Origin of the sequence: Candidatus Nitrosocaldus islandicus (assembly GCF_002906215.1) — an archaeon.
Classification (GTDB): Archaea; Thermoproteota; Nitrososphaeria; order Nitrososphaerales; family Nitrosocaldaceae; genus Nitrosocaldus; species Nitrosocaldus cavascurensis.
In genome coordinates this window covers 1,013,977-1,030,914 of sequence record NZ_CP024014.1, presented here as the reverse complement: position 1 = coordinate 1,030,914, position 16,938 = coordinate 1,013,977, and the positions used below count along the sequence as shown (strand labels likewise).

The following is a 16,938-nucleotide window of genomic DNA, read 5'->3' as shown; positions in this document are numbered from 1 at the left end:
TCCTATCATCGCTTTATCAGTGCACTGTAATGCCTCTCTATAACCCCTATGAGAAGGGTTAGATCCTTCTCATCTATGACAACATCAGCCCTCTCCTTCACTATACTCTGTGCATTGAATGCAACTCTAAGCCCTGCTATATCGAAGAGCGTTAGATCATTTGCTCCATCAACAACAGTGGTTATATGCTCCTTCTTAACACCCCATTCCCTTATCACCTTTGCTATTGCATTTGCCTTCCTAGAATCAACCTGTATATCAACACCAACAAGCCTCCCATCCCTGAATATAAGTTCATTTGCAGCAACATAATCCAACTTGAGCTCATCCTTTAGCCTATCTGTTATTATTGTGAACCCCCCTGATACAGCAACTATCTTGAAGCCCATCCTCTTGAGATAAGAGCATGCTTCTTTCGCACCCTTCATTATGGGCATGCTCCTTGCAATATCTAATGCCTTATCATACTCTATGCCTCTTATAGCATCTATCCTTCTGAGCAACCCTTCCTCCCATGGTATCTCGCCCTTTATACCCTTCATGGTTATCTCCATAACCTCCCTCTCCTTCCCTACTAACCTTGCCAGCATTGGTAGATACTCTGCATCGTAGAGCACACCTTCTACATCGAAGACTACAAGCATGCTTGCTATGAACAGCAATGATAGACTATATAAGTGTAAGCATGTTACCCATCATCCTATAACTCCTTTCATCAATGCTTATATTCTATACATACATCTAGCAATGTATTGAGCGAGAGCGAGGGAGAGATACAGCATAGGTATGTTGTACAGGTAAAGGAGGGTAAGAGCATAAGGATATCTGAAGCAGGAAAGAGTGAGTTGAAGGAGTTGGGTATGATGGATGATAAGGGTAAGTTGAAGATAAAAGGCTTAAGTGCAAAGATGCTGTCAAGGATGAAGAAGGAGTATGTAGAATGCCCAGTATTGGGCAAGGATGTTAACTTCATAGAGTGCTATGTATGCCCAAACTTCATAAGCAGGATAAGTGGGCAGGTGTACTGTAAGGGGGAGCCTCTTGCTACTACTGCTTAACATTATATAAATGGTGGTAACTACTGTACTGAAAGAAGGGAGGAGATGTAGGTGAGTGAGTTAGGGGTTACGGTGAAGAAGGATATAGAGTTTGGAGAGTGGTACATACAGGTTGTGCTGAAGAGCAACCTTCTAGACTATGCTCCAATCAAGGGCTTCATCGTACTCAAGCCCTATGGCTATTCTATATGGGAGAGGATAAAGGAGATAGCAGATAAGCGCTTCAAGGAGACTGGGCACCAGAATGCATTCCTTCCAACACTAATACCAGAGAGTCTACTGAGTAAGGAGGCTGAACACTTTGAGGGCTTCAAACCAGAGGTATTCTGGGTTACACATGCTGGCAATGATGAACTTGGTGAGAGGCTAGCACTAAGACCTACATCAGAGACCCTAGCGTATGAGATATTCTCAAGGTGGGTAAGGAGTTATAGAGATCTTCCATTAAAGATCAACTTCTGGAATACAGCACTTAGGGCAGAGATAAAGTCAACTAAACCATTGATAAGGACATCAGAGTTCCTATGGCAGGAAGGGCATACAGTACATGCAAGTAGGGAAGAGGCTGAGCAGGAGGCAATGCTTATGCTCTCAATATACAAGGAGATCATGGAGGAGTACCTTGCCATACCAGTGATAGCAGGGTACAAGAGCGAGAAGGAGAAGTTCGTTGGTGCAGATTACACATTAACTCTAGAGGCATTGATGCCAGATGGTAGAGCACTACAGATGGGCACATCGCATAACCTTGGGCAGAACTTCTCAAAGCCATTCAACATAAAGTTCCTTGATAAGGATGATAGAGAGCAGTATGCATGGCAGACATCATGGGGAATATCATGGCGTTTGATAGGGGCAGTTGTGATGGTTCATGGTGATGATAAGGGTCTTATACTGCCTCCAAGGATTGCACCAATACAGATAGTTATAATCCCAATCTTCTATGGTGATGAGAGCAAGGATGCTGTTCTTGCAAAGTGCAGGAGCGTATATGCTATGCTTAAGGATAGGTTCAGGGTGCATCTAGATGATAGGGAGGAGTATACACCAGGCTACAAGTTCAATGACTGGGAGTTGAAGGGTATCCCATTAAGGCTAGAGATAGGTCCAAGGGATGTTAAGCAGGGCAAGGTAGTGCTTGTAAGGAGGGATGATGGTAAGAAGGTTAGTGTAGGAGATGAGGAGTTGCTAGATGTGATAACAAATATGCTAGAGGATGTACAGCATAGCCTATATGCAAGAGCACTCAAGTTCCTTAACGATCATACCTTCTCTGCCTTAAGTTATGATGAGTTCAGGAACCATGTGGAGCATGGTTTCGTAAAGGCGTACTGGTGTGGCTCACAAGAGTGTGAGTTGAGGATAAAGGAGGAGACTGGTGCTGATATAAGGGTTATACCATTCAACTCCCATGATGAAGGTGAAGTAAGTTACAAGCAAGAGGGGAGATGCATCTACTGTGGCAAGAGTGCAGTGAAGATGGCATATTTTGCACGGGCATACTGAGGTATAGATAGAGAAGGAAGGTATGGGGTTATCAGATATAATAAATACGTTGATTGTATTTGCAGATAGTCTAGGCTATATAGGCCTCTTTGCCATAAGTTTCATCGCAAGCATAATAATATTTGTACCAATACCATTCTTCCCAATCCTTGCTATAATGAGTATAGACCCAAAGTTCGATCCCCACCTCCTTGCATTCTCAAGTGCAATGGGCGCAAGCATAGCCAAGGTGATAATCTTCTACAGCAGTTACTATGGGAGGAGGTTCATAAGTAGACAGAGTAAGGCAAGGATGAGACCATTGCAGAGGTTGCTCAAGAGGTATGGATGGTATGCTTCATTCATAGCAGCAGCAACCCCTATACCAGATGATATAGTGTATATACCACTAGGGTTAGCAAAGTACAATCCATTCATGTTCTTTACATCTCTATTTGCAGGGAAGATGCTCATATCTGAGGCCGTTGTATGGGGTACTAGGATGGGGTTCAACCTGCTAGAGTATGTTGAGAGCAGCGAGGATACACCACTCTTCTATGCCTCGATAATAGTTACTGCAGTGCTCATAGGTGTATCTATATACTTCATGATAAAGGTTGATTGGAGCAAGATAGTAGGTAAGATATTCCCATGGACATTGAACTCTACTAGCGTAGATGATAAAGAAGGTGAAGATGGTGGTGATGAGGATGATGATGTATTAGGAGATGAGGGTAAAGAAGGCAAGAATAGGTGAGAGGTTATATACACTCATTACATGCAAGTGGAGACCTGTTTATAAAGTCCTGTTAATATACTTTTATACTGTATACCTTCTGCAATAGCAATATTTGTATTTAGGATTATAGAATATAATCCTATGTACTATGAAACGATGAGAATAGGAAGTAAGTACTCGATAAGCAAGGGAGAAGACTCTATAACCATAGTTAGGATGATGCATGACTACTTTGAGAAGGTGTACATAAACAAGGATGGCCATGTTAACATAACCATGAACAGGTTCAGTGTTAGGTTCTCCTACCCTAGACATCTGAGCATGATGAGCATAGGGGAGATATCTGAGATATTAGAGTATGAGGGGAAGAGGTACATGAGGGATTCTATGCTTATAGAGAGGATAAACAGGATGCTGTACGATCTCATCAAGTACTATCATACAAACAATCCAAGCTATGATATAGCAAATTATATCACGCCTTAACCAACTGCTAATAGCCCTTTCCTTGTTGATACAAACCTGTTATCTCTTATTATGAACCTCCAAGGCCTATCAATACCTTCAGATATACCTATCCTACCTGTTGCTACTATATCCCTATCCTTTATGCTCCGACCCTCCTCTATGTATAGTTCCCCACCAACTGTAAGGTCAAGCCCGTCATGCCTAGAGTCTATGCTTAATGCCTTGGTTAACTTGCCAGGACCATTCGTTAGCATCTCAATACTTATCCTAGCAGATCTACCTCTATTCCTCATCATAAACTCTATACCCTGTATAGGCTCTACTGCCCTTATGAGCACAGCACCAGCCTCCATATCCTTGCTCTTTGCTACTACGTTTAGGCAGTAATGGTTGCCATAGATGAAGTACACATATGCATGTCCAACATCCCCAAACATAACCTTGTTCCTTGCTGTTACACCTCTATATGCATGGCTTGCAGGATCATCCCTTGTATAGGCCTCAGTCTCAACTATCATGCCAGAGAGTATATTGCCATCTATAACCCTTACAAGCATCTTCCCAAGTAGGCTCTTTGCAACCTCTACAGTATCTCTAGAGTAGAACTCTCTTGAAAGTATCATATGGTGAGTACTGTGCAAGGATTAAGTATATCTTTCCCTTCTTCCTGCTCTAGTAGGTATGGAGAGGTTCTTGGATGCGCTCTCAAGGGGTGTATTTGCAATTGCTAGATGTAGATCATGCTCATTAACCATATGGCCCCCTAACCCCCTCTGCAGGAGATGTTTGAGTAGTGATGTGGAGTGGGTAGAGATGAATCCAAGCATAAATGAGATCAAGGGCAGGGCTATAGTAGTTGCTGATTCACACCTAAGAGATGCAAGGTTTGCATTAATAGAGTTGGAGAATGGAATAAGGCTACTTGGTAGGATTATAGATGAGGATGGTTACAGTGTAGGTGTAGGCTCTCAAGTAATGATGGTTGGATGTGGTGTAGATGATGAGGGTAGCAAGCCTTACTACCTATTCAAGTCATTATCTGCTTATACATCAAATACTTAATTTACCTAGCATTGCATAGATATGGTTGAAGGGATGGATAGTGTAAGGACAAACAGGACTAGGAGGCAGAGAGGCTACAGCTTTGAGCATGAACTGGTTAGAAGGATAAACTCCTGTAATGGTTGGAAAGCAATAAGGCTTGGAAGCCCAAGCGTTTCGCTACCAGATGTTATAGCAGTCAACAATACTAGAGGTATAATGCTTGCAATAGAGGCAAAGAGTACAAGTACTGATACTATAAAGGTACCTATAGAGCAGGTAGCAAGGTGCATAAACTGGCTCAACCTCTTCACCATATACAGGCATAGGTATGCTATACTTGCCTTGAAGTTCATGAGCAAGAGATGGAAGAAGGCATACACATATGAGCATAGAGCACTGCAGGAGTACTACTACCAATTGGGATTGGGTGAGGAGGAGCATAGTGATGATGTAGTAAGAAGAGTTATGATGAAGGCACAGGGGGAGGGTAAGGATGATAATGATAAGAATAGCAGTAAGAAGGCATATATAGCATGCAGGTATGATGGGAGCCTTTACATACATCTTAACGATTCTCATCCCGACGATCATGCAATTATTACAAATAATGGTGGTGTAGGGAGAAGGATTAGGCTAGATCTCAATATGTTCGCTATGCCTTGGGAGGGTAAGAAATAGATGGATGGATAAATAGAGGTAGTAGTAGCGGTAAAGCGGTAGTAACATCAACATCACGCATTAATAAAATTTTTAACCATCCTCTAATGCTTATATCTTATGAGTTATTACACTGATGAGAGGCTTATAACCAGCAGAGATGCACTAAACAGATGGGAGTTCAAGTTGAAACTACTTGAGGTTGTGGAGAATGCTAGAGATCCAGCAGCATTCAAGTTTGGGCATAGAGTGCTTGTTAAGAAGGTGCTTGTGATAATAAGGAACCTAAGAACGAACGAGGTTACAGAAAAGGAACTTGACCTTGAGGAGATAGAGAATGAGATAAGGAGCAAGAGGTACTTCAGCTCTGCAAACAGATGGGTTGCACCATCAGAGATAAAGAATGGCTACATAGTTGGGTATAGGCATAATGATCTTCTAGCAAATGCAATAGCATTGGACTATATAACTATATAGAGAAGTATGATGTAAGGGATTATCTTACTATAGATTTAAATCTATGCTATGCTTATAATATATCATGGCACATTGCGAATGTGGTATATGTAACCATACATCTGATAGGGAATGCTTTGAGAAGGAGTGTAAATGCTGTATAAACTTTCATCTTAGATCTGGCCCAAAGAGGCTTACCATTCAGTATCATAAGATATAAGTGGAGATCCTAGCTTTATAAGTAGGTATAGATACCTTACTAGGGTTATGAGGATGGAGGCTTACCAAGAGTGCATAGATCCAGCATGTAGGCTGAGGTATCCTATAGATGAGTTCAGGATAACATGCGAGCGGGGTCATGCTCTTGATGTGAAGTATGCTTCTACACCATCTAAGAGCCTAAAGGATGTATTCTATGCTAGAAGGAACCATGGCAACAATATATACAATGAGAGTGGTGTGTGGCGCTTCAGGGATCTCATAAACTTTGCCCAGATAGATACGGAAGAGTATGAGGAGTGTAAGAAGTATCTAGTATCTCTTGATGGTGCTGAAGGAAGATTATCAAAACCATTCAAGATGAGCAAGGTTGCAGAGTATGTTGGTATGGATAAGGATTGTCTCTTCCTACAACCTGAAGGTTACAATCCTAGTGGATCATTCAAGGATAACGGTATGGCTACAGCACTAACCCATGCAAAGATGCTTAACGTGAAGAAGATAATGTGTGCCTCTACAGGGAATACATCAGCCTCAGCAGCAATGTATGCATCTAATGAAGGTATACTATGCGAGGTTTATGTGCCTAGAGGTGAGATAGCAATAGGGAAGTTGGGTCAAGCATTACAGTTTGGAGCACAGGTTGTAGAGGTTGATGGGAACTTCGATGATGCACTGCAGATAATGCTTAGAGAGGCTAAGAGTAGCAATGCTTATGTTGTTAACTCTGTAAACCCGTTCAGGATTGAGGGGCAGAAGGCAATAGTGTATAGAGCGTTAGAGTACCTTGATTGGAACCCTCCTGACTGGCTTGTATACCCTGGAGGAGCATTGGGCAACACATCTAGTGCTGGGAAATGCCTTATGGAACTTTACGAGTGGGGATGGATAAAGAAGGTACCAAGGTTAGCAATAATAAATGCTGAAGGTGCAAACACACTATATACACTCTACAATGGTAAGTTCAATGGAAGAGCGCTGAGATGGAACAAGGGCAAGGTTGATCTTGAACTTATAGGGGAGTACTATGCATACATGGATAAGCAGAATATAAGACCTAGAACAGATGCAACTGCAATACAGATAGGTAGACCAGCGAACCTGTTGAAGGGTTTAAGAGCGTTAGAGTTCACCAATGGTGTTGTTGAACAGGTAAGTGATGGAGAGATGTACGATGGTATGGCTGTTGTTGGGCTCAACGGCTTCGACTGTGAACTTGCATCTGGAGCTGTTCCAGCAGGGATAAAGAAGTTGAGGGAGATGGAGGTTATAAAGAGTGATGATATAGTTGTTGGTATACTCACAGGAAGGCAGAAGGATCCTAACCTAGTGATAAGGTACCATATGGATGCTAACAGGAGATTTGCAGTTACTCCAAGGGCATACAAGGATCTAAAGAAAGATACCAAATAAATGATGATAGCGTATTTTATCTATCTACTATTGTATAGAATCAGTACTTCTTCCTTTTAATTAGAGGAGATATGCTAAAGAGCAAAAATGAGAAGCAATAGTCTATACTCCTGCTGGTAAGGTTCTTATCAAGTTGTATAACTCTAATGGGTATTATATTATATGCCAAGGGGAAGTGATAATAATAGGCATAATTCATATTTAATAGTGTATAGCTAGTTAACTGTGCTAGTTAACTGACTTGCTGGTTAACTGTAATGCTAGCGAGTTACTATCTAAGTTGTGCAACTAAACCCATATACATCTAAGCTTGATTAGTTGATAGAGATAATAAAGAGGGCAAGGTCTGCCTAATCAATCTTATTTTTATATCTATATTCTCTTAAGATACCCATCTTATTGCTACTATAGATCTACAATAAACGATAAATATCTTCATATCTTCATAGACTCATGCGTATATGCTCATTCCTGCCGAGTGCAACGGAGATGCTCTATGCTCTAGGGTTAGGGGATAGCATAGTTGGTGTTACACATGAGTGCGATTACCCTGAAGAAGTGCTTAGTAAGCCAAAGGTCGTTAAGAGCAGTTTCGATCCATCAAGCATGAGTAGTGAGGAGATAGATGCAAAGATAAGGGAACTAGTGCTGAATGGTAAGGATATATACGTTGTTGATGATGAACTCCTGAAGAGGTTAAGACCAGATGTCATAGTTGCTCAGGGCATCTGTGAGGTATGCTCCCCTTACCTGAATGAGATTGCAAGAGCAAGAAAGGCTCTAGGCTATCAACCTAGACTAATAATGCTTGACCCCCATGACCTTGATGGCATACTCCATAGTATAATCCAACTTGCAAGGGAGTTAGGGGTTGAGGATAAGGGTAAGGAACTCTTTACTGAATTAAGGTCTAGAATAGATAGGATAAGTGCTAGGGCAATGAAGGCTAGCATTAAACCAAGGGTTCTATGCATAGAGTGGCTCAAGCCATTCTTTACAGCAGGGCACTGGGTACCCCAGATGGTTGAACTCGTTAATGCTGTGAACTGTGTAAGTAGAAGGGGAGAACCATCGAGGAGGTTCTCTTGGGGTGAGGTCCTTGATACAGATCCAGATATTATAGTGTTCATGCCTTGTGGTTTCACAGTAGATAAAGCGTTAAAGGAGTTCTACAAGGTTGAGGAGAACGATGGTTGGTTCAGCCTTAATGCTGTGAAGAATAAACAGGTCTATGTGGTTGATGCAAATGCATACTTTAGTAGACCAAGCCATAGAGCAGTTAGAGGAGTAGAGATATTAGCAAAGATAGTGCATCCTGAACTCTTTCAGGATATAAAGATAGGAGTGGATGAGTATAGAAGGGTTTATTAACACACCATAATTATAATATTATGATGGAAAGAGGAAAAATAAGAGAACAAATAGTAAAAGAGAGAAATATTATGTTGATCCTATAGGAGAGGATACAATACTAATATCAAGGAACCTACAATAAGAGATGGTAATACCTCGTTGCGTTTTTCTTTACTTATTTAGTTAGTCACAAACAAAGCATACCTATCATAACATTCTAGATTATGAGCAATATAATCAGTGTAATAGCACATATGTTAAAAGTTGAGTCATGTACAAAAATAGGAAATATATAGATTTACCATTATCTTCTATAATATGAGTTATATAACAGATAATACATAACATTTGCACCATAAAGTATAAAAGTATCAATATTTTATAATTTAAAATGGTAGAGAAGAGCGTTACTAGTACGAGTGGTGTTGCTACTACTGCTATTCTACTTCTAATAGTAGTATCTATGACTATAACAGATGGGCTAATGGTGTATGCTCAACAGCCACCAATGTGTAATGGTCATACAATAGAGAGAGGTGACTTTGATGATGATACAGAGGATGAGGTTAGGGTTGATAATGGTACAACAGTATATGAAGATGGTGATAGTATAACACTTGATGGTAAGACATATACTGTAAGGATTGTTACTCCAAGTACAGGGCTTAATCCATACAATGGCACAAGTGGCAATGACCTCATAGTTGGTACTAATAGCAATGATGTCATATATGGCAAGGAAGGAGATGACTTCATAGTTGGCTTAGATGGTAATGATTTTCTTATTGGAGATGGGCTGGAGGGAACTAATGGCGATGATGTATTGAATGGAGGAGATGATATACTATGTGGTAATGATGGTCATGATGGTCTTAGTGGAGATGATATAAATGGATGGGATGGCAATGATACACTATATGGAGGTAATGATACATTAGATGGAGGGAATGATGTTGATGTGCTTTTTGGAGATGATATAGATGGAGGACTTGGCGATGATAAGCTTACTGGAGGTAATGATACATTAGATGGTGGTGAGGGTGGTGAGGGCCAGCTTTCTGGAGATGATATATTTGGAGGGGATGGCAATGATACTATTACTGGAGGTAATGATAAGCTAAATGGAGGGGATGATAGTGAGGATTGGCTTTTTGGAGATGATATAGATGGAGGACTTGGCGATGATAAGCTTACTGGAGGTAATGATACATTAGATGGAGGGCATAGTTTTGATTTTCTTTATGCAGATTGGATATTTGGAGATGTTGGCAATGATACTATTACTGGGGGTAATGATAAGCTAGATGGTGGTGAGGGTGGTGGTTTGCTTCATGGAGATGATATAAATGGATGGGATGGCAATGATACACTATATGGAGGTAATGATACATTAGATGGAGGGACTGATAGTGAGGATCTTATTGGAGATGATATATGGGGAGGAGAGGATAATGATACAGCTTATGGTGGCAATGATATAATCAATGCTCAAGATGGTGGTGAAGATGATGACTACATAAATGGTGATGGGATAGATGCTGAAACATTTACGCTAGGAGCAGAGGATATATGTGCAAGTGATCAAGACGATACTGTACTCGGGTGTGAGTATGATGATATATCACAATTAGCAACTCTAAGCACAAGTGAAGAGACTATACCTGTTGGAGGTTCAGCAACAATAACATTCAACTCACAAGTTGATAACCCAGTCAAGATAATAAGCCTCACAGTAACAACTCCTAATGGCAATATATGCAACTACAATGGTACATTGCCAATAATAGTGCCAGCAAATGGTTACTTTACAGCAACATATCCTGATGACTTTAGTGGTAATAATTGCAATACAAATGCTATAGGTCAATATGCAGTAGTGGTAGAGACAGAGGTTGGTGATCCAATAATAACTACATTCAATACATCATTCCAAGTAGTGCCAGAGACTGTTGCAGGAGTAGCAGGTATAGTTGGTGCAGGGTTCCTATCACTGCTCTTATACAGGAGAGGTAGAGAGAAGAAGCAGATCTGAAATGAAGGCTGATCCATATATCACTATTATTTAATTTCTTTATTTCATCTATTAATTAATATAGTCAATTCATTATTGTCTTGTCTATGTGGCAGTCATTTCAATGTTTCAATCCAAACTCAGTAATTATTAATAATAGTACTATTTCCTCTCTATTCTCTCCGTCTTATTATAAATAAGTGAACTAGTATCTACTATACTTATAATATATCTATCTACGAGAATTAATTCTTATAGCACTCTGAGCAGCAGCAAGTATTGCTATTGGTATCCTGTGAGGACTAGCACTAACATAATCCAAGCCTATCATATCACAGAACTCTATGCTCTTTGGGTCCCCTCCATGTTCACCACATATCCCTATCTCAAGCCTAGCATTAACTGCCCTTCCCTGCTCTACTGCAATCTTCATTGCCTTGCCTACACCCTCTCTATCTAGAGTCTGGAATGGGTTGCTCTTAAGTATACCCTTCTCAAGGTAGAGAGGAAGGAACTTGCCTTCAACATCCTCCCTGCTGAATGAGAATACAGCCTGTGTTAGATCATTGGTACCAAAGCTGAAGAACTCCACTACACTAGCAATGCTATCTGCTGTCATGCATGCCCTAACAACCTCTATCATTGTTCCAAACTTCACATTCAATGCTATACCATACCTCTCCTCAACCTCTTCTTTGACCCTCAAGAATAATTGCTTTATTACCTCCAACTCCTCCTTGATGCCTACTTGAGGCACCATTATCTGTGGCTCAACCTTTACACCATCCTTCAAGAGTTCAGCATCAGCCTCCAGTATCGCTCTTATCTGGTACTCGTATATCTCTGGATACACTATGCCTAGCCTAACACCCCTCTGCCCCATCATTGGGTTTACCTCTGCAAGTTCCCTTACTCTCTGCAGCATCACTTGAGCATTATCATCCTTGCCTTCATAGACAGACTTCATAAGATCTTCAAGCCTTGGTAAGAACTCATGGAGAGGTGGGTCTAGTAGCCTTATCGTTACAGGGTAGCCCTCCATAACCTTGAGGATGCTCTTTACATCTTCCTTGAGCATAGGTATCAACTCTTTTAGAGCATCAACCCTCTCCTTACTGCTCCTAGCCATTATCATCCTAATGAATATTGGTAGCCTATCACTTGAGTTGAACATCCTCTCTGTTCTACATAGACCTATACCCTTTGCCCCATACCTTCTTGCTATTGCTGCTGCCTCTGGTGTATCAGCATTAGCCCTAACCCCTAGCCTCTTTGCTTCTTCAGCCCATGCAAGCAACTCCTTGAGTTCATTGCTAAGCTCTGGTTCAACCATAGGAACCCTTCCAAGGTATACCCTGCCAGTTGCACCGTCTATTGTTATTGTATCATACTCATTAACAGTTATACCATCAACTAGGAACCTCCTATGCTCCTCATCTATTACTATGCTTGAGCATCCAACTATGCATGGCTTACCCATTCCCCTTGCTACTACAGCAGCATGGCTTGTCTTGCCTCCCTTGCTGGTTAGTATACCTACTGCCTTGAAGAATGCTGGTACATCCTCTGGCTTGGTCTCCTCCCTAACTAGGATTATATGCTCTCCATTATTTGCATGCTCTATAGCCCTCTTCGTATCTAGTATAACCTTGCCACTTGCTGCTCCAGGGGATGCGCCTATCCCTACAGTTATAGGCTTTATCTCTGCCTTTGGATCAACCCTTCTATGCAATACTTGCTCTAGATCATCTGCATTAACCCTTAGAAGAGCCTCCTCCTTACTTATTATACCCTCTCTAACCATATCCACAGAGCATTTAACACTTGCTATAGCGTTCATCTTTGCTGCTCTGGTCTGGAGTATGTACAGCCTCCCACTCTCTATAGTAAACTCAACATCCTGAGGTTCTCTATAGTGCCTCTCAAGTTTATCGCATATCTCAACCAACTGTTTATACACATCAGGCATAATCCTTGCTAGATTCTCTATGGGCTCTGGGGTCCTTATCCCTGCCACAACATCCTCTCCCTGTGCATTTACAAGGAAGTCACCATAGAGCCTCTTCTCCCCATTCTCTGGGTTCCTTGTGAATACTACTCCAGTAGCACTCCTCTCATCCATATTACCAAAGACCATTGCAACAACGTTTACAGCAGTACCATCAGCGATATCTGGGGTTATCTTGTAGTACTTCCTATACTCTACTGCCCTCTCACTCATCCAACTATTGAATACAGCCTTTATTGCAAGTTCCAACTGCTTGTAGGGGTCGCTAGGAAACTCTTTGCCATGCTTCATGCATATAGTTTTGAACTCCTCAGTCAACTGCCTAAGGGATTCAGCATCCAACTCATTATCATGCTTTACACCTTTGCTCTTCTTCATCTCCTCCAAAGCATTTGAGAAGAGAACATCGTTTATCCCCAGCACTATCTTGCCGAACATCTGTACAAACCTTCTATATGCATCCCATACAAACCTCTCATTCCTTGTCTTTGCTATCAATGCTCTAGCAGTATCATCATTTAATCCTAGGTTGAGTATTGTATCCATCATCCCTGGCATTGATATGGCTGCTCCTGAGCGTACAGATACAAGCAATGGATTGTTTGTGCTACCAAAACCCTTCCCTGTTAACTGCTCTAGCCTATTCATTGCTTGCCTAACCTCATCCATCAACTCTTCTGGAAGTTCTCTACCATTTGCATAGAATGCCTTGCATACCTCAGTAGTTATCGTGAACCCTGGAGGTATAGGCAAACCTAGAGCAGTCATCTCAGCAAGCCCTGCCCCTTTGCCTCCTAGCAGTCTCTTCCCTAATCCCTTACCTTCATCGAAGAATACAACTCTCTTATGCATGGTAGAGGAGACCAAGGCAGTCACTTATTAAGTTTACAGCATGGAATGCTTGTATGGTGCTAGCATAAAGTAGCAATAGAAATACAAATAAAGCCCTTGCTACACTTAACCTGTATGAGTAGTAGCAAGAAGCCACATCTGAATCTAATAGTTACAGGGCATGTTGACCATGGCAAATCAACGCTGGTAGGTAGGTTGCTATATGACCTAGGATTGATAGATCAGAGGACGATAGAGGAGTATGCAAAGGAGTCTGAGAAGACTGGCAAGGGAGATACATTCAAGTTCGCTTGGGTACTTGATAGGCTGAAGGATGAAAGGGAGAGAGGTATTACCATAGATCTTGCATTCCAGAAGTTCGAGACCAACAAGTACTTCTACACCCTCATAGATGCTCCAGGGCATAGGGACTTTGTGAAGAATATGATAACAGGTGCATCAGAGGCTGACTGTGCCATACTTGTAGTATCAGCAAAGAAGGGTGAGACTGAGGTTGCAGTTGAGCCTGGTGGGCAGGCAAGGGAGCATGCCTTCCTGTTAAGAACCCTTGGAGTAGGACAGCTTGCAGTATGTATAAACAAGATGGATGACTCTTCTGTGAACTACAGCAAGGAGAGGTATGAGGAGGTCAAGGCTATGGTTACAAACCTGCTCAAGAGTATAGGCTACAATGTAGCAAAGGTTAGGTTTGTACCAACATCTGGCTGGACTGGTGATAACGTTGTTAAGAAGTCAGATAAGATGCCTTGGTACGATGGTCCAACACTATTACAGGCTTTAGATGAGTTCGTTGAGCCAGAGAAGCCAGTGAACAAGCCATTAAGGTTACCAATACAGGATGTATACTCCATAACTGGTGTTGGTACAGTTCCAGTAGGTAGGATAGAGACTGGAAGGATGAAGGTTGGTGACAAGGTTATAGTCATGCCTGAAGGTGCAGTAGGTGAGGTAAGGAGCATAGAGACACACCACACACCTATGCAGGAAGCTATAGCTGGGGATAATATAGGCTTCAACCTAAGAGGAGTAGATAAGAAGCAGATAAAGAGAGGGGATGTTGTAGGTCCAGTAGATAATCCTCCAACAGTTGCAAGGGAGTTCAAGGCTAGAGTTATAATCATATATCATCCAACAGCAATTGCTCCAGGATACACGCCAGTACTCCATGCTCATACAGCACAGGTAGCAGCAACACTCGTTGAGTTCATATCAAAGATAGATCCTAGAACAGGTAATGTTGTTGAGCAAAATCCAAAGTTCCTGAAGAGTGGAGATTCAGCAATAGTCAAGATAAGACCTGTTAGACCACTATGTATAGAGTCGTTTAAGGAGTTCCCTGAGCTTGGAAGGTTTGCTCTACGTGATATGGGTACTACTATAGCAGCAGGGATAGTTGAGGAGATAACAGAGAAGTACACTCTAGAGAAGGTAGCAGCCAAGGCTTAATTATAAAGTGATCACAGATGGTTCAACAGGCTAGGATAAAGCTGGCTAGTACAGATCTAGCAAAGTTGGAGCAGATGTGCTCTGAGATCAAGGCTATAGGGGAGAAGACTGGTGTGAAGGTAAAGGGTCCTGTGCCATTGCCTACAAAGAGGCTCAATGTAGTTACAAGGAAGGCACCAAGTGGGCAAGGTACTCATACATTCGACAAGTGGGAGATGAGGATACATAGGAGGATAATAGATCTAGCAGCTGATGATAGGGCAATGAAGCAGCTGATGAGGCTCAAGATACCTGATGAGGTTATAATAGAGGTTCTCTTGCAGTAAGATCTTCTAATTGTTTTTATTTATTTTAGGCTAATGTGTTGATAACGATTAAATTGATCTCATCCAACAATAAGCCTAGATGGAAAGGGTAGAGGGTTCAAACCAACAGGGTATTGTTGTGTATGAGTGTATAAGGTGTGGTACAAGAACAACATCTGAGGAGTTGAAGAGCCTACCAGAGTTGAAGTGTATATGTGGGTTCAGGATATTCAGGAAGGTTAGACCTCCAATAGCAAAGCGTGTAAAAGCAATATAATTAATTAATTAACTAAAGTAGCATATAAGAGAGATAAGTGCTAGAGCAAGTGTGGTAACATGCCATCTAAGAGCAATAGAGTAGAGGGAAGAAGGAGAAGAGGAGAAGAGAAGGAAGGGTTGGAGTTTACACTGGAGAAGGTGATGAGGGGTAGCAATAGAGAGGATAAGTTCGAACTCATCATAAAGTTAGATCCAAAGAGGTATGAGCGTAAGACGATAGATGGTGAGGTAGGGTATCTTGATACCCATACCAATACATTCATCCCAGAGGATGCACTCAAACTTATATTTGATGAGATGATAAAGCAGCCAATACAGGGTGTAGGGAATGATGGAAAGAGCAGGAAGGATCTATACTCAAGCATAGTAGAGAGCCAAGCAAGGGTTAAGAAGATGCTCAAGGATGGGTTAAGGTTCGATAGCGTAATAACGCCATCGGAGAAGTACCTTGCTAGCCATATAAACATGAAGTTGGATGTTATAGTGCTATATGCTGATATAGTTGACTCAACAGCCATGAGTATGTCCCTTCCTGCAGATAGACTTGCAAACCTTATCAAGATATTCATGCAGGAGATGTCATACATCATAGCAGCATACCATGGCTATGTACTCAAATATGCTGGTGACTGTGTTATAGCATTCTTCCCAGTTGGAAGGGATGCTGGTGAGGCATGTGCAAGGGTAGTTAACTGTGCAAGAGCAATGCTCAACATAACAAGGTATGCAATAAACCAAGTGCTGAAGGAGTATGGCTATCCAGAGTTGAAGATAAAGATAGGTATAGACCTTGGAGAGAACCAGATAGTTAGGCTTGGAGGTACGCTTGATCTTCTCGGCTATACTATGAGCATAACTGCAAAGATAGTAGAACTTGCAAAGCCATGGCAGATAGTTATAGGGAAGTGGGTGTATGATGCATTGGCAGAGGAGTTCAAACGATCCTTCAAGGAGTTGAGGTTAAGAAGGGATATCTGGAACTACAGGGACTCTAGAGAGGGTAAGTACTACAACCTCTACACTTTAAAGGAGCGTAAGTTAGAGCCAAGGATAAGATTGATCTAGCCTTGATACACACCATAATTATCTACTAATCCTAACCCAGCCTGCCTAGCATTTAATCTGGATAAATATTTAACCTAGCC

General features: G+C 41.6%; 17 protein-coding genes. 14 read left to right on the top strand and 3 right to left on the bottom strand.

Annotated elements, in window-relative coordinates; genetic code table 11:
- Window positions 1-5 precede the first annotated feature (5 nt).
- Window positions 6-644, bottom strand: coding sequence for a phosphoserine phosphatase SerB (serB, locus tag CRG89_RS05345; RefSeq protein WP_103287936.1), 639 nt, complete (start codon window positions 642-644; stop codon window positions 6-8).
- A 108-nt stretch (window positions 645-752) separates the two neighbouring features.
- Here serB and CRG89_RS05340 point away from each other — a divergent pair, with 108 nt between their 5' ends.
- The 4 genes from CRG89_RS05340 (at window position 753) to CRG89_RS05325 (ending at window position 3,768) form a co-directional block, all read left to right on the top strand.
- A complete protein-coding gene (locus tag CRG89_RS05340) occupies window positions 753-1,058 on the top strand; it encodes a hypothetical protein (RefSeq protein WP_103287274.1) in 306 nt (101 codons plus the stop codon).
- Window positions 1,059-1,109: 51 nt separating this feature from the next.
- Entirely contained in the window at window positions 1,110-2,564 is a 1,455-nt protein-coding gene (gene proS, locus CRG89_RS05335) for a proline--tRNA ligase (protein WP_168174136.1), read from the top strand.
- 22 nt (window positions 2,565-2,586) lie between these two features.
- The gene (locus CRG89_RS05330) at window positions 2,587-3,300 is read left to right on the top strand and encodes a VTT domain-containing protein (RefSeq protein WP_103287273.1); all 714 of its coding nucleotides are present in this window, start codon (window positions 2,587-2,589) and stop codon (window positions 3,298-3,300) included.
- Between the two features lie 138 nt (window positions 3,301-3,438).
- Complete coding sequence (locus tag CRG89_RS05325) at window positions 3,439-3,768, top strand: hypothetical protein (RefSeq protein WP_103287272.1); 330 nt, start codon at window positions 3,439-3,441, stop codon at window positions 3,766-3,768.
- Here CRG89_RS05325 and CRG89_RS05320 read toward each other — a convergent pair.
- Complete coding sequence (locus tag CRG89_RS05320) at window positions 3,765-4,373, bottom strand: DNA-3-methyladenine glycosylase (RefSeq protein ID WP_103287271.1); 609 nt, start codon at window positions 4,371-4,373, stop codon at window positions 3,765-3,767. The two genes, CRG89_RS05325 and CRG89_RS05320, sit on opposite strands and share 4 nt — an antisense overlap.
- 58 nt (window positions 4,374-4,431) lie before the next feature.
- On the opposite strand from CRG89_RS05320, the gene CRG89_RS05315 reads away from it, so the two are divergent.
- The 6 genes from CRG89_RS05315 (at window position 4,432) to CRG89_RS05290 (ending at window position 10,924) form a co-directional block, all read left to right on the top strand.
- A complete protein-coding gene (locus tag CRG89_RS05315) occupies window positions 4,432-4,812 on the top strand; it encodes a Zn-ribbon domain-containing OB-fold protein (protein ID WP_103287270.1) in 381 nt (126 codons plus the stop codon).
- Window positions 4,813-4,845: 33 nt separating this feature from the next.
- A complete protein-coding gene (locus tag CRG89_RS05310) occupies window positions 4,846-5,472 on the top strand; it encodes a PDDEXK family nuclease (protein WP_158648737.1) in 627 nt (208 codons plus the stop codon).
- A gap of 99 nt (window positions 5,473-5,571) precedes the next feature.
- Entirely contained in the window at window positions 5,572-5,928 is a 357-nt protein-coding gene (locus CRG89_RS05305; RefSeq protein WP_103287268.1) for a hypothetical protein, read from the top strand.
- Between the two features lie 246 nt (window positions 5,929-6,174).
- Window positions 6,175-7,539, top strand: a complete 1,365-nt coding sequence (locus CRG89_RS05300; protein WP_103287267.1) for a threonine synthase — start codon at window positions 6,175-6,177, stop codon at window positions 7,537-7,539.
- 453 nt (window positions 7,540-7,992) lie between these two features.
- On the top strand, window positions 7,993-8,910 hold the full coding sequence (locus tag CRG89_RS05295) for a cobalamin-binding protein (protein WP_103287266.1): 918 nt from the start codon (window positions 7,993-7,995) through the stop codon (window positions 8,908-8,910).
- Window positions 8,911-9,283: 373 nt separating this feature from the next.
- Window positions 9,284-10,924, top strand: a complete 1,641-nt coding sequence (locus CRG89_RS05290; RefSeq protein ID WP_103287265.1) for a calcium-binding protein — start codon at window positions 9,284-9,286, stop codon at window positions 10,922-10,924.
- A 211-nt stretch (window positions 10,925-11,135) separates the two neighbouring features.
- Here CRG89_RS05290 and ppdK read toward each other — a convergent pair whose 3' ends face one another.
- Window positions 11,136-13,763, bottom strand: a complete 2,628-nt coding sequence (gene ppdK, locus CRG89_RS05285) for a pyruvate, phosphate dikinase (protein ID WP_103287935.1) — start codon at window positions 13,761-13,763, stop codon at window positions 11,136-11,138.
- Between the two features lie 114 nt (window positions 13,764-13,877).
- On the opposite strand from ppdK, the gene tuf reads away from it, so the two are divergent.
- From tuf to CRG89_RS05265, 4 genes are all read left to right on the top strand, one after another.
- Entirely contained in the window at window positions 13,878-15,209 is a 1,332-nt protein-coding gene (gene tuf / locus CRG89_RS05280; protein WP_103287264.1) for a translation elongation factor EF-1 subunit alpha, read from the top strand.
- Between the two features lie 17 nt (window positions 15,210-15,226).
- Complete coding sequence (gene rpsJ, locus CRG89_RS05275; RefSeq protein ID WP_103287263.1) at window positions 15,227-15,535, top strand: 30S ribosomal protein S10; 309 nt, start codon at window positions 15,227-15,229, stop codon at window positions 15,533-15,535.
- A 79-nt stretch (window positions 15,536-15,614) separates the two neighbouring features.
- The gene (locus CRG89_RS05270; protein ID WP_103287262.1) at window positions 15,615-15,791 is read left to right on the top strand and encodes a TFIIB-type zinc ribbon-containing protein; all 177 of its coding nucleotides are present in this window, start codon (window positions 15,615-15,617) and stop codon (window positions 15,789-15,791) included.
- Between the two features lie 59 nt (window positions 15,792-15,850).
- Window positions 15,851-16,858: an adenylate/guanylate cyclase domain-containing protein gene (locus CRG89_RS05265; RefSeq protein WP_103287261.1), complete on the top strand. Its 1,008-nt coding sequence runs from the start codon at window positions 15,851-15,853 to the stop codon at window positions 16,856-16,858.
- Window positions 16,859-16,938: the final 80 nt, after the last annotated feature.

Excerpts from the sequence above, each read along its gene's own strand:
- CRG89_RS05320 (WP_103287271.1), bottom strand. The coding sequence starts at position 4,373 with ATGATACTTTCAAGAGAGTTCTACTCTAGAGATACTGTAGAGGTTGCA.
- CRG89_RS05305 (WP_103287268.1), top strand. The coding sequence starts at position 5,572 with ATGAGTTATTACACTGATGAGAGGCTTATAACCAGCAGAGATGCACTA.
- CRG89_RS05290 (WP_103287265.1), top strand. The coding sequence starts at position 9,284 with ATGGTAGAGAAGAGCGTTACTAGTACGAGTGGTGTTGCTACTACTGCT.
- CRG89_RS05265 (WP_103287261.1), top strand. The coding sequence starts at position 15,851 with ATGCCATCTAAGAGCAATAGAGTAGAGGGAAGAAGGAGAAGAGGAGAA.
- CRG89_RS05270 (WP_103287262.1), top strand. The coding sequence starts at position 15,615 with ATGGAAAGGGTAGAGGGTTCAAACCAACAGGGTATTGTTGTGTATGAG.
- tuf (WP_103287264.1), top strand. The coding sequence starts at position 13,878 with ATGAGTAGTAGCAAGAAGCCACATCTGAATCTAATAGTTACAGGGCAT.
- CRG89_RS05330 (WP_103287273.1), top strand. The coding sequence starts at position 2,587 with ATGGGGTTATCAGATATAATAAATACGTTGATTGTATTTGCAGATAGT.
- CRG89_RS05310 (WP_158648737.1), top strand. The coding sequence starts at position 4,846 with ATGGATAGTGTAAGGACAAACAGGACTAGGAGGCAGAGAGGCTACAGC.
- serB (WP_103287936.1), bottom strand. The coding sequence starts at position 644 with ATGCTTGTAGTCTTCGATGTAGAAGGTGTGCTCTACGATGCAGAGTAT.
- rpsJ (WP_103287263.1), top strand. The coding sequence starts at position 15,227 with ATGGTTCAACAGGCTAGGATAAAGCTGGCTAGTACAGATCTAGCAAAG.
- CRG89_RS05295 (WP_103287266.1), top strand. The coding sequence starts at position 7,993 with ATGCGTATATGCTCATTCCTGCCGAGTGCAACGGAGATGCTCTATGCT.
- CRG89_RS05315 (WP_103287270.1), top strand. The coding sequence starts at position 4,432 with ATGGAGAGGTTCTTGGATGCGCTCTCAAGGGGTGTATTTGCAATTGCT.
- CRG89_RS05300 (WP_103287267.1), top strand. The coding sequence starts at position 6,175 with ATGAGGATGGAGGCTTACCAAGAGTGCATAGATCCAGCATGTAGGCTG.
- CRG89_RS05325 (WP_103287272.1), top strand. The coding sequence starts at position 3,439 with ATGAGAATAGGAAGTAAGTACTCGATAAGCAAGGGAGAAGACTCTATA.
- ppdK (WP_103287935.1), bottom strand. The coding sequence starts at position 13,763 with ATGCATAAGAGAGTTGTATTCTTCGATGAAGGTAAGGGATTAGGGAAG.